The sequence below is a fragment of the Streptomyces sp. NPDC104381 genome, from assembly GCF_055583745.1.
In genome coordinates this window covers 409958-432311 of record NZ_JBVJNK010000002.1, presented here as the reverse complement: position 1 = coordinate 432311, position 22354 = coordinate 409958, and the positions used below count along the sequence as shown (strand labels likewise).

24 protein-coding genes are annotated in these 22354 nt (G+C 72.5%); 15 read left to right on the top strand and 9 right to left on the bottom strand.

The window, feature by feature from the left end:
• Positions 1-141: 141 nt before the first annotated feature.
• Positions 142-1983 carry a murein biosynthesis integral membrane protein MurJ gene (gene murJ / locus ACZ607_RS06910; protein WP_469732518.1) on the top strand — a complete coding sequence of 614 codons (1842 nt, stop codon included), beginning with the start codon at positions 142-144 and terminating at the stop codon, positions 1981-1983.
• 86 nt (positions 1984-2069) lie between these two features.
• A complete protein-coding gene (locus tag ACZ607_RS06905; protein WP_469732516.1) occupies positions 2070-2420 on the top strand; it encodes a hypothetical protein in 351 nt (116 codons plus the stop codon).
• 31 nt (positions 2421-2451) lie between these two features.
• Here the strand turns inward: ACZ607_RS06905 and aceB are convergent, their stop codons facing one another.
• Complete coding sequence (aceB, locus tag ACZ607_RS06900; RefSeq protein ID WP_469732514.1) at positions 2452-4071, bottom strand: malate synthase A; 1620 nt, start codon at positions 4069-4071, stop codon at positions 2452-2454.
• A gap of 265 nt (positions 4072-4336) precedes the next feature.
• Positions 4337-4942, bottom strand: a complete 606-nt coding sequence (locus ACZ607_RS06895; protein ID WP_469732512.1) for a nucleotidyltransferase family protein — start codon at positions 4940-4942, stop codon at positions 4337-4339.
• A gap of 192 nt (positions 4943-5134) precedes the next feature.
• Here ACZ607_RS06895 and ACZ607_RS06890 point away from each other — a divergent pair, with 192 nt between their 5' ends.
• The gene (locus ACZ607_RS06890) at positions 5135-5452 is read left to right on the top strand and encodes a DUF5955 family protein (RefSeq protein ID WP_469732510.1); all 318 of its coding nucleotides are present in this window, start codon (positions 5135-5137) and stop codon (positions 5450-5452) included.
• 2 nt (positions 5453-5454) lie between these two features.
• Here ACZ607_RS06890 and ACZ607_RS06885 read toward each other — a convergent pair whose 3' ends face one another.
• Both ACZ607_RS06885 and ACZ607_RS06880 read right to left on the bottom strand, forming a co-directional pair.
• A complete protein-coding gene (locus tag ACZ607_RS06885; RefSeq protein WP_469732508.1) occupies positions 5455-6087 on the bottom strand; it encodes a response regulator in 633 nt (210 codons plus the stop codon).
• Positions 6084-7298, bottom strand: coding sequence for a sensor histidine kinase (locus tag ACZ607_RS06880; protein WP_469732506.1), 1215 nt, complete (start codon positions 7296-7298; stop codon positions 6084-6086). Before ACZ607_RS06880 ends, ACZ607_RS06885 begins: the two co-directional genes overlap by 4 nt.
• A 110-nt stretch (positions 7299-7408) precedes the next feature.
• Here ACZ607_RS06880 and ACZ607_RS06875 point away from each other — a divergent pair, with 110 nt between their 5' ends.
• Both ACZ607_RS06875 and ACZ607_RS06870 read left to right on the top strand, forming a co-directional pair.
• A complete protein-coding gene (locus ACZ607_RS06875) occupies positions 7409-8488 on the top strand; it encodes an ABC transporter permease (protein WP_469732504.1) in 1080 nt (359 codons plus the stop codon).
• Positions 8485-9165 carry an ABC transporter ATP-binding protein gene (locus ACZ607_RS06870; RefSeq protein WP_469732502.1) on the top strand — a complete coding sequence of 227 codons (681 nt, stop codon included), beginning with the start codon at positions 8485-8487 and terminating at the stop codon, positions 9163-9165. The genes ACZ607_RS06875 and ACZ607_RS06870 overlap by 4 nt, the downstream gene beginning before the upstream one ends.
• 12 nt (positions 9166-9177) lie before the next feature.
• On the opposite strand, the gene ACZ607_RS06865 is transcribed toward ACZ607_RS06870, so the two are convergent.
• Positions 9178-9981, bottom strand: coding sequence for an IclR family transcriptional regulator (locus ACZ607_RS06865; RefSeq protein ID WP_469732500.1), 804 nt, complete (start codon positions 9979-9981; stop codon positions 9178-9180).
• Between the two features lie 333 nt (positions 9982-10314).
• Here ACZ607_RS06865 and allB point away from each other — a divergent pair, with 333 nt between their 5' ends.
• The 3 genes from allB to ACZ607_RS06850 all read left to right on the top strand — a co-directional run bounded on the left by allB (position 10315) and on the right by ACZ607_RS06850 (position 13188).
• Positions 10315-11658 carry an allantoinase AllB gene (gene allB / locus ACZ607_RS06860; protein ID WP_469732498.1) on the top strand — a complete coding sequence of 448 codons (1344 nt, stop codon included), beginning with the start codon at positions 10315-10317 and terminating at the stop codon, positions 11656-11658.
• Position 11659: 1 nt separating this feature from the next.
• Positions 11660-12775: an allantoicase gene (gene alc / locus ACZ607_RS06855; RefSeq protein WP_469732496.1), complete on the top strand. Its 1116-nt coding sequence runs from the start codon at positions 11660-11662 to the stop codon at positions 12773-12775.
• An 83-nt stretch (positions 12776-12858) separates the two neighbouring features.
• Complete coding sequence (locus tag ACZ607_RS06850) at positions 12859-13188, top strand: putative quinol monooxygenase (protein WP_469732494.1); 330 nt, start codon at positions 12859-12861, stop codon at positions 13186-13188.
• Between the two features lie 27 nt (positions 13189-13215).
• On the opposite strand, the gene ACZ607_RS06845 is transcribed toward ACZ607_RS06850, so the two are convergent.
• Complete coding sequence (locus ACZ607_RS06845; protein ID WP_469732492.1) at positions 13216-14055, bottom strand: aldo/keto reductase; 840 nt, start codon at positions 14053-14055, stop codon at positions 13216-13218.
• A gap of 65 nt (positions 14056-14120) precedes the next feature.
• Complete coding sequence (locus ACZ607_RS06840; protein ID WP_469732490.1) at positions 14121-14585, bottom strand: hypothetical protein; 465 nt, start codon at positions 14583-14585, stop codon at positions 14121-14123.
• A gap of 190 nt (positions 14586-14775) precedes the next feature.
• On the opposite strand from ACZ607_RS06840, the gene ACZ607_RS06835 reads away from it, so the two are divergent.
• Complete coding sequence (locus tag ACZ607_RS06835; protein ID WP_469732488.1) at positions 14776-15402, top strand: dihydrofolate reductase family protein; 627 nt, start codon at positions 14776-14778, stop codon at positions 15400-15402.
• Between the two features lie 19 nt (positions 15403-15421).
• Here the strand turns inward: ACZ607_RS06835 and ACZ607_RS06830 are convergent, their stop codons facing one another.
• Positions 15422-16075 carry a TetR/AcrR family transcriptional regulator gene (locus ACZ607_RS06830; RefSeq protein ID WP_469732486.1) on the bottom strand — a complete coding sequence of 218 codons (654 nt, stop codon included), beginning with the start codon at positions 16073-16075 and terminating at the stop codon, positions 15422-15424.
• A gap of 223 nt (positions 16076-16298) precedes the next feature.
• Here ACZ607_RS06830 and ACZ607_RS06825 point away from each other — a divergent pair, with 223 nt between their 5' ends.
• Positions 16299-17219, top strand: a complete 921-nt coding sequence (locus ACZ607_RS06825; RefSeq protein WP_469733412.1) for a DMT family transporter — start codon at positions 16299-16301, stop codon at positions 17217-17219.
• Here the strand turns inward: ACZ607_RS06825 and ACZ607_RS06820 are convergent.
• Positions 17209-17412, bottom strand: a complete 204-nt coding sequence (locus tag ACZ607_RS06820; RefSeq protein ID WP_469732483.1) for a hypothetical protein — start codon at positions 17410-17412, stop codon at positions 17209-17211. The genes ACZ607_RS06825 and ACZ607_RS06820 overlap by 11 nt on opposite strands.
• A gap of 146 nt (positions 17413-17558) precedes the next feature.
• On the opposite strand from ACZ607_RS06820, the gene ACZ607_RS06815 reads away from it, so the two are divergent.
• From ACZ607_RS06815 to ACZ607_RS06795, 5 genes are read left to right on the top strand one after another with little or no spacing between them, the layout of a single operon-like run.
• The gene (locus ACZ607_RS06815; protein ID WP_469732481.1) at positions 17559-18776 is read left to right on the top strand and encodes a sensor histidine kinase; all 1218 of its coding nucleotides are present in this window, start codon (positions 17559-17561) and stop codon (positions 18774-18776) included.
• Positions 18773-19504 (top strand): response regulator, encoded by a 732-nt coding sequence (locus ACZ607_RS06810; RefSeq protein WP_469732479.1) that lies wholly within the window; start codon positions 18773-18775, stop codon positions 19502-19504. The genes ACZ607_RS06815 and ACZ607_RS06810 overlap by 4 nt, the downstream gene beginning before the upstream one ends.
• A gap of 30 nt (positions 19505-19534) precedes the next feature.
• Positions 19535-20707 carry a cytochrome P450 family protein gene (locus tag ACZ607_RS06805; RefSeq protein ID WP_469732477.1) on the top strand — a complete coding sequence of 391 codons (1173 nt, stop codon included), beginning with the start codon at positions 19535-19537 and terminating at the stop codon, positions 20705-20707.
• Positions 20708-20725: 18 nt separating this feature from the next.
• Positions 20726-21145, top strand: a complete 420-nt coding sequence (locus ACZ607_RS06800; RefSeq protein ID WP_469732475.1) for a PaaI family thioesterase — start codon at positions 20726-20728, stop codon at positions 21143-21145.
• Between the two features lie 11 nt (positions 21146-21156).
• The gene (locus tag ACZ607_RS06795) at positions 21157-22350 is read left to right on the top strand and encodes a cytochrome P450 family protein (protein WP_469732473.1); all 1194 of its coding nucleotides are present in this window, start codon (positions 21157-21159) and stop codon (positions 22348-22350) included.
• Positions 22351-22354: the final 4 nt, after the last annotated feature.

The following is a 22354-nucleotide window of genomic DNA, read 5'->3' as shown; positions in this document are numbered from 1 at the left end:
GGCGGCCGGACCGAATTCGCACGCCAGTACGCTGGTTGGACGCGGTCGGAGCCCGGTGGCATCCGGCCCTGGAACCGGTCCCGTACGCGCCGTGGAGCGCGGGGCGGGCTGTCATCGCAGACCCATGGTGAGGAACGACGAATGAGCGCGCCGAACGACCCGAGGGGCGACGCCCGGGGCCCCGGCGGCGGTACGCCGGCCGACGACACGATGACGCTCCGCGTCGTCCCGGCCGACGACACGATGCGGCTGCGCCACCTCCCGGCACCCGACCACATGGCCTCGCACGACGGGCCCGCGCAGGCCGGTGAGGTCCCGCCCGCGCCGCCCGAGGCCCGGAAGTCGTCCGGACCCGCCGGTCTGCTGAAGTCCAGCGCCGTGATGGCCGCCGGCACCATCGTCTCCCGGATCACCGGCTTCCTCCGGACCCTGGTCATGGCCGCGGCGATCGGCGTCGGCACGCTCAACGACTCCTACCAGGTGGCCAACGTCCTGCCCACGATGATCTACGTCCTGGTGGGTGGCGGGGCGCTCAACGCCGTCTTCGTCCCCCAGCTCGTGCGGGCCATGAAGAAGGACGACGACGGGGGCGAGGCCTACGCCAACCGGCTGCTCACCCTGGTGTTGGTCGCGCTGGCGGGCGTCACGGTCGTCTGCGTGCTCGCCGCCCCGCTCCTGGTCCACATGATGTCGCCGGACATCGCCGCCGACCCGGAGCGCAGGGCCGTGACGGTGGCCTTCGCCCGCTACTGCCTGCCCACGCTGTTCTTCATGGGCGCCCATGTGGTCCTCGGCCAGATCCTCAACGCCCGGGGACGGTTCGGCGCGATGATGTGGACGCCGGTGCTCAACAACCTCGTGATCATCGCCTCGTTCGGCAGCTTCGTGTGGGCCTTCGGCGGCTTCACCGACTCCGCCGTCAGCCCCGCCACCATCACCCCCGAAGGGGTACGCCTCCTGGGTCTCGGCACCCTGCTGGGACTCACCGTGCAGGCGCTCGCGATGCTCCCGTACCTCCGCGACACCGGCTTCCGGCTGCGCCCGCGCTTCGACTTCAGGGGCCACGGTCTCGGCAAGGCCATGGGCCTCGCCAAGTGGACGCTGCTCTTCGTCCTCGTCAACCAGCTCGGCATGATCGTGGTGACCCAGCTCGCCACGAAGGCCGGCTCCCTGGCCGAGGGTGCCGGCCACACGGGCTCCGGGATCACCGCCTACAACTACGCGCTGCTGCTCTGGCAGATGCCGCAGGCCATCATCACCGTCTCGGTGATGACCGCCGTCCTGCCCCGGATCTCCCGCTCCGCGCAGGACGACGACAAGGCGGCGATCAGGGACGACATCTCCTACGGCCTGAGGACCTCGGCCGTCGCCATCGTGCCGTGCGCGTTCGCTTTCCTCGCCCTGGGCGTACCGATGTCCACCCTGCTCTACGCCGGCTCCGGCGCCGAGGGCGCCCGTGGCATCGGATTCGTCCTGATGGCCTTCGGCCTGGGGCTCATCCCGTACTCCGTCCAGTACGTCGTCCTGCGCGGCTTCTACGCCTACGAGGACACCCGCACGCCGTTCTACAACACCGTGGTCGTCGCCCTGGTCAACGCCGCCGGATCCGCCCTGTGCTTCGCGGTCCTCAGCCCGCGCTGGGCCGTCGCCGGGATGGCGGCGTCGTACGGCCTGGCCTACGCGGTCGGCGTGGGCATCGCCTGGCGCCGGCTCCGCAAGCGGCTGGGCGGAGACCTGGACGGCCGCCGGGTGCTCGGCACCTACGCGCGCCTGGTCGCGGCCGCCGCGCCCGCCGCCCTGGCCGCGGGCGCCGTGGCGTACGCCGTGACCCAGGCACTCGGCGGCGCGGCCTCCGGCTCGCTCGCGGCCCTGCTCGCGGGCGGTGTCGTCCTGCTCGGCGTCTTCCTGGCCCTCGCCCATCTCCTGCGCCTCCCGGAACTGAGCGCCCTGACCGGCATGGTGCGCGCCCGCCTCGGCCGGTGACCGACGTAGGTTGAACGTGTTCAATAATGGGGCCGACGGGGGGCGGTCAGGCACCTCCCCATGAGCCCACCGAGAGGGCCGCGACGATGAGCCGTACCCGCTGTTGCCGTGCCGCCCGGATCCTGGCCCTCGTGTACGTCGCCGCGATGGCGGCCGGCGGGTTCGCCGCGGGCGCCCACGGCCCCTCGCCCGTCGACCCGTTGCTGTCCGGGCTCGCCCAGCCGGGGCTGAACATCCTGTACGTCGTCGTCCTCATGCCGCTCGCGGCGGTGCTGGGCGATTCCGGGGACGGGGCCGGCACGGCGGCCGGCACGGCGCTCGCCTGCGGTCTGGGAGCCGCCGTGAACGTCCTGCTGGTACGGGCCGTGGTGTGCTTCGCCCGCGCGGTCGGCGCCGAACTCCCCGCATGCCGGAAGCGCCGCACCCCGCTGCGGTGAGTCGCGGGGGTGCGGCGCTTCGGGTGCGGGGTCAGCGCAGCTGCTCGTACGCCGGCAGCGTCAGGAAGTCCGCGTAGTCCTGGTCGAGCGAGACGGTGAGCAGCAGGTCGTGGGCCTGCTGCCACCTGCCGGACTCGAAGGCCTCGTCACCGATCTCGGCCCGGATCGTGGCCAGTTCCTCGGCCGCGACCTTGCGGGCCAGGTCCGCGGTGGCGTGCTCGCCGTTCTCGAAGACGACGTCGGCGTTGATCCACTGCCAGATCTGCGAGCGGGAGATCTCGGCGGTGGCCGCGTCCTCCATCAGGTTGAAGATGGCGACCGCGCCCATGCCGCGCAGCCACGCCTCGATGTAGCGGATGCCGACCGCGACCGCGTTGCGCAGCCCGTCGTACGAAGGCTTCGCGTCCAGCGTGTCGATGGCGATCAGATCGCCCGCCGCCACCGAGACGTCCTCGCGCAGCCGGTCCTTCTGGTTCGGCCTGGCGCCCAGGACCGCGTCGAACGACTCCATCGCGATCGGGACCAGGTCCGGGTGGGCCACCCAGGAGCCGTCGAAGCCGTCGTTCGCCTCGCGGTCCTTGTCGGCCTTGACCTTCTCGAAGGCCACCTTGTTGACCTCGGCGTCGCGGCGCGAGGGGATGAAGGCCGCCATGCCGCCGATGGCGTGCGCACCGCGCTTGTGGCAGGTGCGGACCAGGAGTTCGGTGTAGGCCCGCATGAACGGGGCGGTCATCGTGACCAGGTTGCGGTCCGGCAGGACGAACTTCGAGCCGCCGTCACGGAAGTTCTTGACGATGGAGAAGAGGTAGTCCCAGCGGCCCGCGTTCAGCCCGGAGGCGTGGTCGCGGAGCTCGTACAGGATCTCCTCCATCTCGTACGCGGCGGTGATCGTCTCGATCAGGACGGTCGCGCGGACCGTCCCCTGCGGGATGCCGACGTAGTCCTGGGCGAAGACGAAGATGTCGTTCCAGAGGCGGGCCTCCAGGTGCGACTCCGTCTTCGGCAGGTAGAAGTACGGGCCCTTGCCGAGGTCGATCAGGCGCTGCGCGTTGTGGAAGAAGTAGAGGCCGAAGTCGACCAGCGCGCCCGGCACCGGGGTGCCGTCGAGCTGGAGGTGGCGCTCGTCCAGGTGCCAGCCACGCGGGCGCGTGACGACCGTCGCGAGCTCCTCGGCGGGCTTCAGGGCGTACGACTTGCCCGACCTCGGGTCGGTGAAGTCGATGTTCCGGGTGTACGCGTCGATCAGGTTGAGCTGGCCGGTGACCACGTTCTCCCAGGTGGGGGCGGACGCGTCCTCGAAGTCGGCGAGCCAGACCCTGGCGCCCGAGTTCAGGGCGTTGATGGTCATCTTGCGGTCGGTCGGACCGGTGATCTCCACCCGGCGGTCGTCCAGCGCGGCCGGGGCCGGGGCGACCTTCCAGGTGTCGTCCACGCGGATGGCCTCCGTCTCCGGAAGGAAGTCCAGCGTGGAGGTGCGGGCGATCTCGGCGCGGCGCTCGCCGCGGCGGGCGAGCAGCTCGTCACGGCGCGGCGTGAACCGCCGGTGCAGCTCGGCCACGAACGCGAGGGCCGCATCGGTCAGGACCTCGTCCTGCCTCGGCAGGGGCTCGGCGTCGACGATGGCCAGCGGGGACGGCGCTGGTGCGGACATGAGCTGTCACTCCTTCAGCGGGTGGTACGACGGCACCTCACGGCCGCCGGGACGCCCGGGACGGCACGGGGTGCCAGGGCTCCGAGATACGGCCATGGGTACCGCCGAGGAACCGGAAGCGGAACCATGGGCTTCTGATCAGTGGATATTAGTTTCCTCATGGTGGAAGTTCAATGGTTTGTTGATATCGAGATTCTCCGGGTCGACAGACGTACGGCCGCCGTGGCGCGGCGTGCCAGGTCCGACACGGTCCGTTCACGCGTGGTCAGTCGAGGCGGGCCAGGTCCTCCACCGTGTCGATGTCGTACGCCTGGGCCACATCGGAACACTCCACGAGCGTGATCGCCTCGCGGTGCGCCCGCAGATAGGCCCGTGCCCCCTGATCGCCGGTGGCACCCGCCGAGACGCCCGCCCAGTGGTCGGCCCCGAACAGCACGGGATGGCCGCGCTCCCCGTCGTACGCGGCGGCCGCCAGGGTCGCCCGGGAGCGGTACGCCGAGCGGACCCGCGCCACCGCCTCCGCCCCGATGCCGGGCTGGTCCACCAGGAGGACGAGCGCCGCGTCCACGTCCGGACCGCCGAGGGTGCCCAGCCCCGCCCGGAGCGAGGAGCCCATGCCCTCCTCCCACGCCGGGTTCACCGTCACCACGCACGCGGAGAGGTCCGCGCGCGCCCGCACCTCGTCGGCCGCGGCGCCCAGCACGACGTGGACGGGGCCGCACCCGCCGTTGCGCAGCGCCCGCACGGCGTGCTCCACGAGGGGACGGCCATGGTGTTCCAGCAGCGCCTTCGGCCGCCCGCCGAGCCGGCGGCCGCCCCCGGCGGCGAGCAGCACGCCGGCGATCACGGGGGCCTGGTGTGTGTGAGTCATGAGCCCTGGATATCACTGTGCGGTGCCTACCGGCGGACTGGTTGTCACCCCTCGGGGGTACGCTGTTTCCTTGTCCGCACAGTGGCGTGCAGCACCTTCGACGCGTCGACGTGCGGGCGGTTCCCGGCACTTGACCGCCGCCCGGGACCAGGTCGACACACACCGGCACAAGGACGTGCGAGGGGGAGTGCTTTGTTGCGAAGCGTGGGGCAGGAGCGGTTGACCGGGAGCGGCGAGGACCCGAGGGTGACGGAGCTGCGTACGGCCGTGTCCCGGCTCCGCCGCGAACTCGCCGGGCACCCCGCCGAGTTCCCCGACCGGGGGATCGCCGAGGAGGAGCTGGCGGCGCTGGACGCCATGGCGGCCGGCGGGAGGCCCGAGATACCCAGGCTGCGCCGCTCGCTGCTGCTGGTCGCGGGGGCGATCGGCTCGGTCAGCGCTTTGAGCCCCGGTCTCCGGGAGGTACGGGTCGCCGTCGACCTCTTCGGGGAGCCGCCGCACCACGCGTGACGTCAGCGGCGGATGAGACGGCGTGCCGTCGCCGCGGCCACCGCCGACGTGCGTGAGTCGACGCCCAGCTTCGCGTAGATGTGCACCAGATGGGACTTCACCGTCGCCTGGCTCAGGAAGAGCCGCTTGCTGATCTGCTGGTTCGACAGGCCCTCGCCGACCAGCTGGAGCACCTCCAGCTCACGCTTGGTCAGCGCCTGGGCCGGTGTCCGCATCCGGTCCATCAGCCGGTGGGCGACCTCGGGGGCGAGCGCCGAACGGCCCGCCGCGGCCGTACGCACGGCGGCGGCCAGTTCCTCGGGCGGGGCGTCCTTCAGTAGATAGCCGGCCGCGCCCGCCTCCACGGCGGCCAGGATGTCGGCGTCCGAGTCGTACGTGGTGAGGATCAGCACCCGGGGTGCGCCGGGAGCCGCCGTGATCGCCGCGGTGGCCTCCGCCCCGTGCATCCCGGAGCCGAACTGCAGGTCCATCAGGACCACGTCGCACACCCCGGTCGCGGCCAGGGCCACGGCCCGTTCGGCGGTGGCGGCCTCGGCGACGACCCGGAAGTCCGGCTCGGTGTCCAGGACCGCGCGCAGCCCGGCGCGGACCACCGGGTGGTCGTCGGCGAGCAGAAGTCCGATCGGGTCGGTCATGCCGCCCTCCCCTCAGGGTCTCCGGCAGCCGCCGGGAGCGGCAGGGTGACGGCGACGGCCGTGCCCTGGCCGGGGCCCGATTCCACGTTCAGCGTCCCGCCCAGCGAGGCCGCCCGCGCGCGCATCGCGGGCAGTCCGAAGCCGCCGCCCGCGCCGCCCGCCGGCTCGGCCGTGTCCAGGTCGGTGCGGAAGCCCCGGCCGTCGTCCACCACGTCCAGGGACACCGACGTCTCCATGAAGCTCAGCGTGATCTCCGCCCGCCGCGCGCCCGAGTGCCGCACCGTGTTGGCCAGCGCCGACTGCGCGGTGCGCAGCAGCGCCACCTCGTACGGGGTGGGCAGCTCGACCGGCCTGCCGCTGACCGCGAAGTGGACCGTGAGGTCCGGCGCGGAGGTCCGGGAGGACAGGCGGGCCAGGGCCGCCGCCAGGGAACCCTGCTCCAGGTCCGGCGGGGTCAGCGCCCGTACGAAGCGGCGGGCCTCCGCCAGATTGTCCTGGGCGGCCTCGCGGGCGCGCCGGACGTGCGCGGTGGCGGGCGCGTCCTCGGGGAGCGAGCGCTCGGCGGCCCGCAGCAGGAGCTGGATGCTCGACAGGCCCTGGGCGAGCGTGTCGTGGATCTCCCGGGCCAGCCGCTCCCGCTCGGCCAGGGTGCCCGCGGCGCGCTCCGCGTCGGCGAGCTCCGCCCGCGTGGAGACCAGCTCGTCGATGAGCTCGCGCCGCCGCTCGCTCTCACGGAACAGCGCGTCGTACCCCAGTACGGTCGCGACGGCCACCGCCGCACCGAGCAGCGGGCCGATGAAGGTGCCCGGGGAGATCTCCTGCCCGTGCAGCAGGAAACTGGCGATCGCCGCCGCGGCCGTGACCGCCACGGCGGGCAGCCCCCAGCGCACCGGCAGCAGATGCAGCTGGAGGAAGTAGAGCGGGAAGGCCACCCACAGGGCGTCGGGCGACAGGGCGAGCAGCGCCAGCCACACGGCGCCCAGCGCGGTCAGCCAGAGGGCGGCGGACCGGGTGTGCGGCTGGACGACGGGGGCGAGCGCGCCCGCCGCGTACAGCGCGGCCATCACGCCCGCCAGGACGACGACGGCGGTGGCGTGCGGGGTGCCGTCGCCGCTCGCACGCAGCGCGGCGAGCACCAGCAGCCCCACCAGCAGTGCGTGCAGGCAGAGCCGCAGTGCGGTGGTGACGGGGGTGGGCGCACGCGTATCCATGGCCGTTCCAGCGTAGACGCGCCCGCCGCCGTGGCCGTCAATCGAAAGGTTGATGTCGGGCCCGTCCGGCGTGCGATGTTTCCGCAGGTCGTGGCCCCGAGCCTGGAAGCATGTTCGTTGCATGGAGAGATCTGAGGTTCGCCAGGGGCCGGTTCGCCCTCATGGGCACGGTCGTCGTGCTGATCACGCTGCTCGTGGGGCTGCTGTCCGGCCTCACGGCAGGACTGGGAAGGGAGAACACCTCGGCCGTCACCGGGCTGAGCGCCGACAGCATCGCGTTCGCCGCGCCACCGGACGGGCAGTCGGTGTCCTTCTCCGGCTCGGCGGTCGAGGAGAGCGCCTGGCACACCTGGGCGGAGCAGCCGGGCGTGTCCGCCGCCGAGCCGCTGGGCATCCGGACGCTGAACGCCGCCGCGGACGGCGGGAGGCGCACGGCCGCGGTCTCCGCGTTCGGCGTCGAGCCGGGCGGCGAACTCGCCCCCGCCGACGTGGGGAAGGGCCGGCTCGTGCTCTCCGAGCAGGCGGCCGACGAGCTCGGCGTCGGTGCGGGTGACACGCTCGGCCTCGCCGGTTCCCGGCTGACGGTGGCGGCGGTCGGCGGCGACGCCTCGTACAGCCACACCCCGGTGGTGTGGACCTCGCTCGCCGACTGGCAGCGCATCGGCGGCACCGGGCGGCAGGCCACCGTCGTCGCCCTGACCACGACCGGCGGCGCCGACCTCGCCGCGGGTGACGAGGCGGCCGGCACCAGCACGCTGGCCCTGGAGGACTCCCTCACCGCGATCGGCTCGTACCAGGCCGAGAACGGCTCGCTCCAGCTGATGCGCGGCTTCCTCTTCGCCATCTCCGCGCTCGTCATCGGCGCCTTCTTCACCGTCTGGACGATCCAGCGCAGCGGCGACGTGGCCGTGCTCAAGGCGCTGGGCGCCTCCACCCCGTACCTGCTGAAGGACGCGCTCGGGCAGGCCGTGGTGATGCTGGCCGCGGGTACGGGCCTGGGCACCGCGCTCGCCTCCGTGACCGGTGCGCTGGTCGGCGGGGACGGCGGCGCCGTGCCGTTCGTCCTGGACGCGTCGACCGTGCTCGTCCCGGCCGGCGTGATGATCGTCCTCGGTGCGCTCGGCGCCGCCCTGTCCATCCGGCGGATCACCGCCGTCGACCCCCTCACCGCACTCGGGAGCGCCCGATGACCCTCACCCTCACCGACGTCACCCTCACCTATCCCGACGGCGACGCCCGGCTCACCGCACTCGACCGGATCTCCCTGGACGTGCCGGCGGGCACGCTCACCGCGGTCGTCGGACCGTCCGGCTCGGGCAAGTCCAGCCTCCTCGCGGTGGCGGCCACGCTCGTCACCCCGGACCGCGGACGCGTCGTCGTCGCCGGTACGGAGACGGCGGGCCTCGGCCGCGCCGACAAGGCGGCGCTGCGCCGGGACCGCATCGGCATCGTCTTCCAGCAGCCCCATCTGCTGCCGTCGCTCACGGCGCTGGAGCAGCTCCAGGTGATGGCGCACCTGTCGGGCGGCCCGGTCCGCGCGGCGCGGGGCCGGGCACTGGACCTCCTGGACGCGGTCGGTCTGGCCGACCGGGCGGACCGCAGGCCGCACCAGCTGTCGGGCGGTCAGCGCCAGCGGATCAACATCGCCCGCGCTCTGATGAACGAGCCGGCCGTGCTGCTCGTCGACGAGCCGACCAGCGCGCTCGACCACGAACGCGGCGCGGCGGTCCTCGATCTGCTGCTCGGCCTGACCCGGGAGCGTTCGACGGCCACGGTCATGGTGACCCACGACCGGGCCCATCTGGACCGGGTGGACGGCACGGTGCGCATGGAGGACGGACGCCTCTCGGCGGCCACCCCGGTCTGAGACTCCCCCGGGTCAGGTCGCCGAGCCGCCGCTGCTGGCCAGGGCCTCGGAGAGCTCCTTCGCGATCTGCTGGAGGATCGGCACGATCCGCTCGGTCGCCGTCTCCGTCACCCGGCCCGCGGGCCCGGAGATGGAGATGGCCGCCGAGGTGGGGGAGTCCGGGACCTGGACCGCGAGGCAGCGGACCCCGATCTCCTGCTCGTTGTCGTCCACCGCGTACCCCGCGCGCCGCACCTGTTCCAGCGCGTCGAGGAAGCCGTCCGGAGTGGTGATCGTCTTCTCGGTGGCCGCCGGCATGCCCGTACGGGCCAGCAGGGCGCGCACCTCGTCCGCGGGGGTGTGGGCGAGGAGCGCCTTGCCCACACCGGTGGAGTGGGGTAGCACGCGTCGGCCGACCTCGGTGAACATCCGCATCGAGTGCTTCGACGGGACCTGGGCGACGTACACGATCTCGTCGCCGTCGAGCAGCGCCATGTTCGCCGTCTCGCCGGTCTCCTCGACCAGCCGCTGGAGGTAGGGCCGCGCCCAGGTGCCCAGCAGGCGGGCGGAGGACTCGCCGAGGCGGATCAGGCGGGGGCCCAGCGCGTAACGCCGGTTGGGCTGCTGGCGTACGTAGCCGCAGACGACCAGCGTGCGCATCAGCCGGTGGATGGTCGGGAGCGGGAGCCCGCTGCTCGCGGAGAGCTCGCTGAGCCCGACCTCGCCCCCGGCATCCGCCATACGCTCCAGCAGATCGAAGGCGCGCTCGAGGGACTGCACGCCGCCGCTGGGACCGGCGGGCCTGGAGTCGGATGTGCTGGCGTGGGACGGCGGCACGTCAACGGTCCTTTCGAAGCGGAGGCAAGGCAGCAGCCTACCGGGCCGCTCCCGATCGGCCCACTGCTCCCGGTGCGGCGTCCTTGCCGGTCAGGACCTGTTTTGTCCTGGTGTCGGTGGTCCGGGCCACGTTCGGGCCGAAGCGCGGTGGTGCCGCTCCTGGCCCATTCTACGTTCCGCCTGCCGAAAATGAACTTTTACTTCGTGGAAATCTACAATCGGGCCATCCGGCGCTCCGCGGGCCGCCCCGCCGGGAAGGAGGGGTCTTGACGGACCGCGTCCCCGAGTGAAGACTCCTTCAACAAATCGTTGAAGTCTGCGTGAGGAGCACAGGTGTCCGGTGAGGACGTGAAGCAGGTACTCCGCTCGACGCGCGTCGTCACCCCCGAGGGGACCCGCGCGGCGGCGGTGCTCGTGGCCGGCGGGGAGATCGAGGCGGTCCTGCCGTACGACACCGAGGTGCCCGCCGGTGCCCGCGTCGAGGACTTCGGCGACGACGTCCTGCTGCCCGGCCTGGTCGACACCCATGTCCATGTGAACGACCCCGGCCGCACCGAGTGGGAGGGCTTCTGGACCGCCACCCGCGCCGCCGCTGCGGGAGGCATCACCACCCTCCTCGACATGCCGCTCAACTCCCTGCCGCCGACCACCACCGTCGAGCACCTGCGCGTCAAACAAGGGGTGGCCGCCCCCAAGGCGCACATCGACACCGGCTTCTGGGGCGGTGCGATCCCGTCCAACACGAAGGACCTGCGCCCGCTGTACGAGGCCGGGGTGTTCGGCTTCAAGTGCTTCCTCTCGCCCTCCGGTGTCGAGGAGTTCCCCGAGCTGGACCAGGAACAGCTGGCCCGTTCGATGGCCGAGATCGCGGGCTTCGGCGGCCTGCTGATCGTGCACGCCGAGGACCCCCACCACCTGGCCGCGGCCCCGCAGCGCAGCGGCGAGAAGTACGCCGACTTCCTGGCCTCCCGGCCCCGCGACGCGGAGAACACCGCCATCGAGGGCCTCATCGCCCACGCCAGGCGGCTGGACGCCCGCGTCCACGTCCTGCACCTCTCCTCCAGCGACGCCCTGCCGCTGATCGCCGCCGCCAAGCGCGAGGGCGTACGCGTCACCGTCGAGTCCTGTCCGCACTTCCTCACCCTCACCGCCGAGGAAGTCCCGGACGGGGCGACCGAGTTCAAGTGCTGCCCGCCCATCCGGGAGGCCGCCAACCAGGACGCGCTCTGGGCCGGGCTCGCCGACGGCACGATCGACTGCGTCGTCTCCGACCACTCGCCCTGCACCACGGACCTCAAGACCCCCGACTTCGCCTCCGCGTGGGGCGGCATCTCCTCCCTCCAGCTCGGCCTGCCCGCCATCTGGACCGAGGCACGCCGGCGCGGGCACACCCTCGACGACGTGGCCCGCTGGATGTCCACGGCCCCCGCCGCCCTCGCCGGGCTCACCCGCAAGGGCGCCATCGAGGCCGGACGCGACGCCGACTTCGCGGTCCTCGCCCCCGACGCCACCTTCACCGTCGACCCCGCCGGACTCTTCCACCGCAACCAGGTCACCGCCTACGCCGGGAAGACCCTGCACGGCGTCGTCAGGTCCACCTGGCTGCGCGGCACGCGGATCGCGGCCGACGGCGTACTCGCCGAACCCACCGGCCGCCTCCTCGGAAGGAACCACTGACATGACGGCGATCCCGCACTTCACCGGCGACGCGACCCCGTACGGGGGAGGCGACCCCTACGCCGACCACCGCACCGCCGACTTCCCCTTCACCCACCTCGTGGACCTCGCGGACCGGCGCCTCGGCGCCGGCGTCATCGCGGCCAACGACGAGTTCTTCGCCGAGCGGGAGAACCTGCTGAAGCCGGAGCCCGCCGAATTCGACCCCGAGCGCTTCGGTCACAAGGGCAAGATCATGGACGGCTGGGAGACCCGCCGCCGGCGCGGTACGGGCGCCGCAGAGCCGCACCCGGCGGACGAGGACCACGACTGGGCCCTCGTGCGTCTCGGTGCCCCCGGTGTGGTGCGCGGGGTGATCGTCGACACCGCGCACTTCCGGGGCAACTACCCGCAGTCGGTCTCCGTCGAGGCCACCTCGCTGCCGGGCTCCCCGTCCCCGGAGGACCTCCTCGCGCCCGGCGTGAAGTGGACGACCCTCGTCCCCCGTACGGCCGTCGGCGGTCACGCGGCCAACGGCTTCGCCGTCGACGCCGAGCGGCGCTTCACCCACCTCCGGGTCAACCAGCACCCCGACGGCGGCATAGCCCGCCTGCGCGTGCACGGCGAGGTGGCGCCCGACCCGGCGTGGCTGACCGCCCTCGGAACGTTCGACGTGGTCGCCCTGGAGAACGGCGGCCAGGTCGAGGACGCCTCCGACCGCTTCTACTCCCCGGCGACCAACACCATCGCCCCGGGCCGCTCCCGGAAGATGGACGACGGCTGGGAGACCCGCCGCCGGCGCGACAAGGGCAACGACTGGATCCGCTACCGGCTGGTTGAGCGGTCGGAGATCAGGGCGGTCGAGATCGACACCGCCTACCTCAAGGGCAACGCGGCCGGCTGGGCGGAGATCTCGGTGCGTGACGGCGAGGACGGCGAGCGGAAGCAGATCCTGCCCCGCACCCGGCTCCAGCCCGACACGAACCACCGCTTCGTCCTGCCGGAGCCCATGCGCGGCACTCACGTCAGGATCGACATCTTCCCGGACGGCGGGATCTCCCGGCTGCGGCTCTTCGGATCGCTCACCGAGGAGGGGGCGGCCCGGCTGGCGGCCCGTCACGAGGCGCTGGGCGGATAGCTGTACGGGTGTGCCGGTTCATGTTCGGTCTGTGAGGATATGGGACTCTGGTCGGGACGTCGCCGTCCCGACCAGGAGTCGCCATGATCTTCATCGTCGTCAAGTTCACCGTGCGCACCGCCGAGCGGGACAACTGGCTCCCGGCCGTGGAGGACTTCACCCTCGCCACCCGTCAGGAGCCGGGGAACCTCTTCTTCGACTGGTCCTACAGCGTCGAGAACCCGGACGAGTTCGTCCTGCTGGAGGCGTTCGCCTCGCCGGAGGCGGGTGAGGCGCATGTGAACTCCGAGCACTTCAAGGCGGCGATCGACACCATGTCCGAGCTCGTCACCGAGATCCCGGAGATCATCAACGTCGAGGTGCCCGGGGACGACTGGTCCCGGATGGCGGAGGTCACCCCGCGCAACCGGTGACCCCCAGGCGCCCGCCGGGCGCCGCCGTCAGAACTCCTCGTGCGTGTCGGGGTCCCCGCCGAAGCGATGCGGCGGCCGGGCCCCGATCCTGTCCAGCTCCTGCTGGGTCAGCGTGAATCCGAACAGGTCCAGATTCTCGCGCTGCCGTCCCGGATCGGCGGACTTCGGGATCGGCACCGCGCCCAGCTGGGTGTGCCACCGCAGGACGACCTGGCCCGGCGTCACCCCGTGCGCCTCGGCCGCTGCGACCACCTCCGGCGCTTCGAGCACCTGGCGGCCCCTCGCCAGCGGGCTCCAGCTCTCCGTGACGATGCCCTTCTCGGAGTGGACCGCCCGCAGCTCCTCCTGCGGGAGCAGCGGATGCATCTCGATCTGGTTCACCACGGGCAGCACACCCGTCTCCCGCTCCAGCCGGTCCAGGTGCTCCGCGGTGAAGTTGGAGACGCCGATGGAGCGTACGAGGCCGTCCTCCCGGAGCTTGATCATGGCCTTCCAGGTGTCGACGTACTTGTCCACCCGTGGCAGCGGCCAGTGGATGAGGTAGAGGTCGACGTACTCCAGTCCCAGATCGCGGCGCGACTCCTCGAAGGAGGCCAGCGTCTCCTCGTAGCCGTGGTGGCGGCCGGGCACCTTGGTGGTCACGAAGACGTCCTGCCGGGGCAGGCCGGAGCGGGCGATCCCACGGCCGGTGCCGGTCTCGTTCCCGTAGTTCAGCGCGGTGTCCACGAGCCGGTAGCCCAGCCGCAGCGCACCGGCGACGGCCTCCTCGGCCGCGTCGTCGTCGAGCGGCCAGGTGCCGAGGCCCACCGCGGGGATCGTGCTGCCGTCGTGGAGGTTGCGGACCGGGGGCGGTGTCTGGCTGCTCATGGTCTCCCATTTCGTTCGCGTACCCGTCCCCGCCAGCGTAGGCCGGGCCGTCGGCCGGGGCGCTCTCAGCAGAGGTCGTTGTGCCACTCGCCGTCCTCCCGGACCCAGGAGGTGCTCTCGTCGTACTTCGGCTCGCCGACGCCGTAGGTCACCTGCGCGCCGTCACCCTGGACACGGTCCAGGGACAGCCGCCGCAGGGTGTACGTCCTGCCGATCTGCTCGGCCGTCTGCGCGGCGCGGTCCATGAGCGCCTCGAGATCGTCCCACGACCACTCCTCCCGGCAGCGTGTGGAGAGGAGCGCGTAGGCGGCGTCCGTGTCGGGGGCGTAGTAGGCCTTCACATACGCGCGTACGGACGCCTCCAGCGGTGCCGTGTCCACCGGGGCGGAGGGGGAAGCGGTGGCGCGCGGCGTGGACGGCGCGGCTCCGGGCGTCCCGTCCGATTCCTGGGTGCAGGCGGTCAGGGCGGCCAGTGCGGCCAGCGCGACGAGCGCGCGGAAGCCGGTGCGAGTGGTGTGTGTGGTGCGCATGCACTCTCTGTATCGAAGATCCGTACGAGATGGGGGCGGTGTGCCCGATCTGTGACGTCGCATGCGAGGAGAGCGCCGGGTCCCGCCGGGCGCACCGATGAATTCCGGCCGACAGTGGGGTCGGAACCAGTGGAAGCGGACAGGCCGCCCCGGGCACGGCCGGGCGGCGGCGAGCAGAAGGAGCGGGATCATGGCGAGGCTGACGCTCAACACATTCGTGACCCTCGACGGGGTGATGCAGGCACCGGGAGGCACGGCCGAGGACACCAGCGGCGGGTTCGAGTGCGGCGGCTGGCAGGTGCCGTTCGCGGACGAGGACATGGGGAACTTCGTCACCGAGGTCTTCGACCGGTCGGGCGCCTACCTCCTCGGACGGCGTACGTATGACATCTTCGCCGCCTACTGGCCCCGGGTCACCGACCCGCAGGACCCGGTCGCCGCACGCCTCAACACCCTGCCCAAGCACGTCGTCTCCACCACCCTGACCGACCCGGAGTGGGAGAACACCACGGTGATCTCCGGCGATGTGCCCGCCGAGGTCGCCCGGCTCAAGGAGCGGACGGCGGAGGGCGAGCTACAGATCCACGGCAGCGGCACCCTGGCCAGGTCCCTCCTGGCGCACGACCTGATCGACGAGATCAACCTGTACATCCACCCGGTCTACCTGGGCAGTGGCAGGCGGCTCTTCGAGGAGGGCGGCCGGCCGACCGCGTTCGAGCTGATCGCGGCCCGCACCACCGGGAGCGGCATCGCGATCCACACCTACCGGCCGGCCGGACGGGCGCGGTTCGGGGACTTCGACCTGCCGGGAGCGTGAGAAACCGGCCCGGAAGCCGCTACGGCCGCCCCGGCACCGCCGGCAGCACGGAGCCGTCGGTGGCGGCGGAGCGCAGCCGGCCCAGGATGGCCCGCGCCGCCTTGGTGTAGCCGGGGTTGTTGTTGTGCAGGACGGACTCCGCGTTGGCCAGCTCCATGAAGGCGATGAGCTCGAAGGCCAGCTGCGAGACGTCCGTGTCCGCGGCGAGTTCACCCCGGACCCTGGCCTCCTCGATGGTCTCCTCCACGAAGGTGACCCAGCCCGTCTGCGTCGAGGCCAGCGCGTCGTGGACCTTGCCCTCCCGGGAGTCGAACTCGGCGATCGTCGCGTAGAAGAAGCAACCGCCGCTGAACACCCGGCGCTGCGAGTAGGAGAGCCAGCTCTCGCACATCCGCCATACGCGTCCCAGCCCGGGCGGTGCCGCCCTGGTCGGGGTGAGCACATGCTCGACGAAGACGGTCACGGCCGCGCGCACGGTGGCGAGCTGCAGCTCCTCCTTGGAGCCGAAGAGCGCGAACACCCCGCTCTTGCTCAGCTTCAGCTCCATGGCGAGCCGGCCGAGCGACAGGCCCTCCAGCCCCTCGGTCGAGGCGACATGGACCGCGCGCCCCAGCACCAGCTGCCTGGTCTGGTTCCCCCGCTCGACCCGTCCGTCCAGCCGCGCTCCACCCATGTGCCCAACTCCGTGTGTCCGAGCGTCCCAAGACCGACATTCTAGGAGGAGACGGCACGGTCGCAGGACCGCTTCGACCCTCGACGACCCCTGCGAACAGGTGGCCGAGCCGACTCCGCGGACAGAGGTTCCCGAGGGGCCGGCCGTTCGGTACCGTGATCGCTCCCCGTGCGAGCCGGTGAGGTCTCCACACGTTCCCGCTGTGGAGAACCAGGAGGACCCGGTGTCCGCTGCCGTCCTGCCCGCCCTCGCCCCGCCCCGCCGCGCCTGGGTCACCGACCTGCCGCTCCTGCTCGTCGCCGCCGTCTGGGGCGCCAGCTACCTCGCGGCCAAGGGCATCACCACCAGCCACACCGTGATCGCCGTCCTGGTGCTCCGCTTCGTGATCGTGCTGCCCGCGCTGGCCGTCGCCGGATGGCGCGGGCTGCGGGCCCTGAGCGCCGCGCAGTGGCGGGGCGCGGGCCTGCTGGGACTCGTCCTCGGCGGGATCTTCCTGCTGGAGACGTACGGCGTCGTGCACACCTCGGCGACCAACGCGGGGCTCATCATCAGCCTCACCATGGTCTTCACCCCGCTGGCCGAGGCCGCCGTGACCCGGGTCAGGCCGCCGGCCGCCTTCCTGGCGGCGGCGGGCCTGTCGGTCACCGGTGTGGTGCTGCTGACCCAGGGCGGCGGCTTCACCAGCCCCTCCGCGGGCGACCTCCTGATGCTGCTCGCGGCCCTCGCCCGTACCGTCCACGTCCTGGCGATGGCCCGGATCAAGGCGGTCCAGGACGCCGACTCGCTCTCCCTGACCACCGTGCAGCTCGGCAGCGCGGTCGCCGTCTTCGCCGTACTGGCCGCCGTACCCGGCACCGGCGCGGCGCCCTGGACGGTGGCGGCGGACTTCGGCCCCGCCGAGTGGGCGGGGCTGCTCTTCCTGTCCGTGTTCTGCACGCTGTTCGCGTTCTTCGTACAGATGTGGTCCGTACGGCGCACCTCGCCGTCCCGGGTCAGTCTGCTGCTCGGCACGGAGCCGCTCTGGGCCGCCGCCGTCGGCATCGCGATCGGCGGCGAGCGCCTCGGCGTCCCGGGAGCGGTGGGCGCGGTGCTCGTGCTGACGGGCACCGCGTGGGGAAGGCGCCGCGCCGACGTCACGTCCTGATGGAGTCCGCCGCGACCATCAGGGCCGCTCCCGTCACGACCAGCACGATGTTGACGAACAGTCCGTAGTCGTCGAGGAAGCGGAGCCTCGCCACCACCGTCCACAGCCGGAACCAGCCCGTCCACTCGTACAGCAGCCCTGCGGCGCCCTGCACGAACACGATGAACCCGGCCGTCTCCACGAATTTCTTCATGGCCCTCAGCCTGGAGGGGGCGGCCCCTGGCCCGCGTCGGCCACCGGTCTGCGGGGCACCGACGGAAGTATCGGATCGTGCGACTTCGGTATCGCTCCCGCCCCGTGGAGCCCGCCGGCCCCTCCCGGCTGCGTACGTTTGTCGACATGACCCGTACGGAATACCCCTGGCTCCTGCCCTCGGCGCTGGCCTCGCACGAGCAGCCCGGCCGACCGGGCAGACCGCGCCGGACCGTGCGGGACTGGATCGTCGACCTCACCCTCTTCCTCTGCGCCGCCGGGATCGGGATGGCCGTCCTCGCCGCCATCCAGGCCGACCCCACCACCCCCGAGGGCGTCGTGATCGCCGACTCGCTGCTCGGGGCGGCCGCCTGCTGCGCCCTCTGGGTCCGGCGCCGCTGGCCCGTGACGGTCGCCGCCGTCCTCACCGTGCTGAGCGTGGTCGAGCCGGTGGCGTCCGGAGCGATGCTGATCGGCCTGTTCAGCCTGGCGGTGCACCGCCCCTTCAAGCCGGTGGCCGTCGTCGGCGCGGTCGCCCTGGCCGCCGCCCCCGCACAGCCGCTGCTGCGCCCGGACCCGGCCACCTCCTTCATGGCGTCCACGATCATCGGGGTGCTGGTGGTCCTGCTGGTGCTCAGCTGGGGCATGGTCGTACGGTCCCGGCGGCAGCTGGTCGTCACCCTGCGCGAACGCGCGCGCCGGGCGGAGGCCGAGGCCGCGCTCCGCGCCGAACAGGCCCAGCGGCTGGCACGGGAGGCCATCGCCCGCGAGATGCACGACGTCCTCGCCCACCGGCTGACCCTGCTCAGCGTCCACGCGGGCGCCCTCGAATTCCGGCCCGACGCACCCCCGTCCGAGGTCGCGAGAGCCGCCGGCGTCATCCGGGACAGCGCCCACGAGGCGCTCCAGGACCTCCGCGAGATCATCGGCGTACTGCGCGGCCCCGGTGACAGCGACGAGGGCAACAGGCCCCAGCCCACCCTCGTCACCCTGGACGCCCTGATCGACGAGTCCCGCTCGGCCGGCATGCAGGTCACCCTGTCCAACAGCGTCGCCGACCCGGCCGGGGCCCCCGCGGCCACCGGACGCACGGTCTACCGCATCGCCCAGGAGGCGCTGACCAACGCCCGTAAGCACGCGCCCGGAGCACCCGTCGAGGTCACCGTGGCCGGCGGGCCGGGCGAGGGGCTGACCATCGAGGTCGGCAACCCCGCCCCCGCCGAGCCCTTCGAGCCGGTCCCCGGATCCGGCCAGGGGCTCATCGGGCTCACCGAACGCGCCGGGCTGGCCGGCGGCAGCCTGGACCACGGACCGCGGCCCGACGGCGGATTCACGGTCGAGGCCCGGCTACCGTGGCCCGCATGAGCACTCCCACGTCCCCGGAGTCACCCCCGCCGGTCCGGCTGGCCGTCGTCGACGACGACCCGCTCGTACGGGCGGGACTCGCCCTGATGCTCGGCGGCGCCGACCGCATCACGCTCGTGGGGGAGGGCGCCGACGGCACCGAGGCCGTCGCCCTCGTCGACCGTACGCACCCCGACGTCGTGCTCATGGACATCCGCATGCCGGGCATGGACGGGCTGGCCGCGACCGAGGAGCTCCGGCGCCGGCCCGGCGCCCCCGAGGTCATCGTCCTCACCACGTTCCACGCCGACGAGCAGGTGCTGCGCGCCATCCGCGCCGGGGCGGCCGGCTTCGTCCTCAAGGACACCCCGCCCGCACAGATCGTCGAGGCGGTCCTGCGCGTCGCGGCCGGTGAACCCGTCCTCTCACCCGCCGTCACCCGCAGGCTCATGGCCCGCGCGGCGGGCGGGCCGGGGGACGACCGCCAGGACCGCAGGACACGCGCCCGGCAGCGCTTCGCCGAACTGGCCGAGCGCGAGCAGGCCGTGGCCTCGGCCGTCGGCCGGGGGAGCTCCAACGCCGAGATCGCCGCGTCCCTCCATCTGAGCGTGGCCACCGTGAAGACGCACGTGTCCCGGATCCTCTCCAGGCTCGGGCTCAACAACCGTGTCCAGATCGCCCTGTTGGTGCACGACGCGGGTCTCCTCCATGAGGACGAGGACGGGGCGCGGGACGGCCGCCTACGCTGAACCGGTCAGACCGGAAGAGGGGGCGGGACGATGTCAGTGGTCGATCTGCGCGGGGCGGCGGACTTCAGCGCGAATCCTTATCCGTACTACGCGAAGATGCGCGCCGAGGGACCGGTGCACCAGGTCTGCACCGACGACTTCGAGCGGATATGGATGGTCGTCGGCTACGAGGAGGCCCGCGCGGCCCTCGCCGACCAGCGGTTCAGCAAGGACTGGCGCACGACGGAGCGCTTCTCCGCGTCGAGCAACCCGATCAACGCCAACATGCTGGAGATGGACGCCCCGCACCACACCCGGCTGCGCAAGCTCGTCGCCCGCGAGTTCACCGCCCGGCGGATCGAGGCGCTGCGCCCGCGCGTGGAGCAGATCACCGGGGACCTCCTGGACGCGATGGTGCCCGCCGGGAACGCCGATCTCGTCGACGCGTTCGCCTTCCCGCTGCCGATGACCGTGATCTGCGAGCTCCTCGGCGTACCCGACATCGACCGGGACGCCTTCCGGCTGCTGTCCAACGCCATCGTCACGCCCGTCTCGCCGGAGAAGGAGAACGAGGCGGTCCACGCGATGGGCACCTACCTCGACACACTGATCGAGGACAAGCGGCGCGCACCGGGCGACGACCTGATGAGCGCCCTGATCCAGGCGCACGACGACGACGGTGACCGGCTGTCGCCCGACGAGCTGATCGGCATGGCCTTCCTGCTCCTGGTGGCCGGGCACGAGACGACCGTGAACCTGATCGCCAACGGGGTACGCGCCCTGCTCGACCACCCGGACCAGCTGGCCCTGCTCCGCGCCCGCCCGGAGCTGATCGACGGCGCGGTCGAGGAGATGCTCCGCTACGACGGGCCCGTCGGGACGGCGACGTTCCGCTTCACCCGGGAGCCCGTCACGATCGGCCAGGTCGTCGTACCACGGGGGGAGGCGGTGCTGGTCGCCCTCGGATCGGGCGACCGGGACCCCGACCGCTACCCGGACCCGGACACCTTCGACATCCGGCGCGAGGCGCAGGGGCACCTGGCCTTCGGGCACGGCATCCACTTCTGCCTGGGCGCCCCGCTGGCCCGGATGGAGGGCCGCATCGCGATCCGCGCGCTGCTGGAGCGCTGCCCCGGACTCGTGCGGGACCCGGACGGCGGGGAGCCCGACTGGCTGCCCGGGCTGCTGCTCCGGGGCGTCCGTCACCTTCCGGTGCGCTGGTGAGGTGGTGGGATGTCCTCCATGACCGAACTCTCCCTCACCACGGCCCAGCAGGTCCTCGACGCCCAGCCGTTCAGCCGGCTGGTGGGCGCACGGATCACGGATTTCGGGAAGGGCCGCGCCGTCCTCGAGGTCGACGTACGCGAGGAACTCACCCAGCAGAACGGCTTCCTGCACGGCGGGGTGCTGTCCTACGCGGCCGACAACGCGCTGACCTTCGCCGCCGGGACGACGCTCGGAGCGGCCGTCCTGACCGGTGGTTTCTCCATCCAGTACGTCCGCCCGGCGAGCGGCCGCGTCCTGAGCGCCCGCGCCGAGGTGGTGCACACCGGCCGCAGGCAGGCCGTCGTGCGCTGCGATCTCCACACGGTGGACGACGAGGGCGCGGAGACGCTGTGCGCGGTGGCCCAGGGGACCGTCCTCTCCGCCCGCCCGGCCTGAAGGGACCCACGGTGACCACGGAAGCCCTGTTCGACCTCGGCGCACTCGGCGACGACTTCATCCGCGACCCCTATCCCGTCTACGCGCGCCTGCGGGCCCGTGGCCCGGTGCACCGGGTCCGTATCCCGGAGGGCTCGGAGGCCTGGCTCGTCGTCGGGTACGAGGCGGGGAGAGCCCTCCTCGCCGATCAGCGGCTCTCCAAGGACTGGGGCAACGCCTCGCCCTCGCTGGGCGTGCGCAAGGTGTCCGTGGGCACGTCCATGCTGGGCAGCGACGCCCCCGTCCACACCCGGCTGCGCAAGCTGGTGGCCCGCGAGTTCACCCCCGGCCGGATGGCGCGGCTCGCCCCACGCGTCCAGGAGATGACGGACGCGCTCCTCGACACCATGACCGGCGGGCCGGCGCGGAGCGCCGACCTGGTCGAGGCGCTGTCGGTCCCCCTGCCGATGGCCGTCATCTGCGAGCTGCTGGGCGTGCCGTCCCTGGACCGGCCGGCCTTCCGCGCGTGGTCCGACGCGGCTGTCTCGTCCCTCGACGCCGAGGCGCGGGCCCGGGCCAAGGCCGCGATGACCGCGTATCTCGGCGAGCTGATCGCCGAGAAGCGCGCGGCCCCGGGGGACGACCTGATGAGCGCGCTGATCCGCACGTCGGACGACGGTGACCAGCTCTCCGCCGACGAACTCATGGGCATGGCCTGGCTGCTGCTCGTCGCGGGGCACGAGACCACGGTCAACCTGATCTCCAACGGCGTCCTGAGTCTGCTGACCCACCCCGGACAACTGGCCGCGCTTAGGGCCGACTTCGGCCTCATCGACAACGCGGTGGAGGAGACCCTCCGTTACGAGGGGCCGGTCGAGACCCCGACGTACCGCTTCACGACCGAGCCGCTCGACGTCGCGGGCACGGTGATCCCCGGAGGCGGTGAGCTCGTCCTGGTCGCGATGGCCGACTGCGACCGCGATCCCGCCCGCTACCCGGGCGGCGACCGCTTCGACCTCACCCGGGACGCGCGCGGGCACGTCGCCTTCGGCCACGGCATCCACTACTGCCTGGGCGCCCCGCTGGCCCGCATCGAGGCCCGCGTGGCCATCCGCTCGCTCCTCGAACGCTGCCCGGACCTGCGGCTCGACACGGACCCGGCCCGGCTGTCCTGGCGTACGGGCATGCTCATCCGGGGGCCGCTGAGCCTGCCGGTGGCCTGGTAGCGGG

Coding starts and splice junctions, on each gene's coding strand:
- ACZ607_RS06820 (WP_469732483.1), bottom strand. CDS start 17,412: ATGAAGAAATTCGTGGAGACGGCCGGGTTCATCGTGTTCGTGCAGGGC.
- ACZ607_RS06845 (WP_469732492.1), bottom strand. CDS start 14,055: ATGAGCAGCCAGACACCGCCCCCGGTCCGCAACCTCCACGACGGCAGC.
- ACZ607_RS06805 (WP_469732477.1), top strand. CDS start 19,535: ATGTCAGTGGTCGATCTGCGCGGGGCGGCGGACTTCAGCGCGAATCCT.
- ACZ607_RS06815 (WP_469732481.1), top strand. CDS start 17,559: ATGACCCGTACGGAATACCCCTGGCTCCTGCCCTCGGCGCTGGCCTCG.
- ACZ607_RS06885 (WP_469732508.1), bottom strand. CDS start 6,087: ATGACCGACCCGATCGGACTTCTGCTCGCCGACGACCACCCGGTGGTC.
- aceB (WP_469732514.1), bottom strand. CDS start 4,071: ATGTCCGCACCAGCGCCGTCCCCGCTGGCCATCGTCGACGCCGAGCCC.
- ACZ607_RS06895 (WP_469732512.1), bottom strand. CDS start 4,942: ATGACTCACACACACCAGGCCCCCGTGATCGCCGGCGTGCTGCTCGCC.
- ACZ607_RS06880 (WP_469732506.1), bottom strand. CDS start 7,298: ATGGATACGCGTGCGCCCACCCCCGTCACCACCGCACTGCGGCTCTGC.
- ACZ607_RS06830 (WP_469732486.1), bottom strand. CDS start 16,075: ATGGGTGGAGCGCGGCTGGACGGACGGGTCGAGCGGGGGAACCAGACC.
- ACZ607_RS06835 (WP_469732488.1), top strand. CDS start 14,776: ATGGCGAGGCTGACGCTCAACACATTCGTGACCCTCGACGGGGTGATG.
- ACZ607_RS06840 (WP_469732490.1), bottom strand. CDS start 14,585: ATGCGCACCACACACACCACTCGCACCGGCTTCCGCGCGCTCGTCGCG.
- ACZ607_RS06850 (WP_469732494.1), top strand. CDS start 12,859: ATGATCTTCATCGTCGTCAAGTTCACCGTGCGCACCGCCGAGCGGGAC.
- murJ (WP_469732518.1), top strand. CDS start 142: ATGAGCGCGCCGAACGACCCGAGGGGCGACGCCCGGGGCCCCGGCGGC.
- ACZ607_RS06800 (WP_469732475.1), top strand. CDS start 20,726: ATGACCGAACTCTCCCTCACCACGGCCCAGCAGGTCCTCGACGCCCAG.
- alc (WP_469732496.1), top strand. CDS start 11,660: ATGACGGCGATCCCGCACTTCACCGGCGACGCGACCCCGTACGGGGGA.
- ACZ607_RS06810 (WP_469732479.1), top strand. CDS start 18,773: ATGAGCACTCCCACGTCCCCGGAGTCACCCCCGCCGGTCCGGCTGGCC.
- ACZ607_RS06875 (WP_469732504.1), top strand. CDS start 7,409: ATGTTCGTTGCATGGAGAGATCTGAGGTTCGCCAGGGGCCGGTTCGCC.
- ACZ607_RS06905 (WP_469732516.1), top strand. CDS start 2,070: ATGAGCCGTACCCGCTGTTGCCGTGCCGCCCGGATCCTGGCCCTCGTG.
- ACZ607_RS06870 (WP_469732502.1), top strand. CDS start 8,485: ATGACCCTCACCCTCACCGACGTCACCCTCACCTATCCCGACGGCGAC.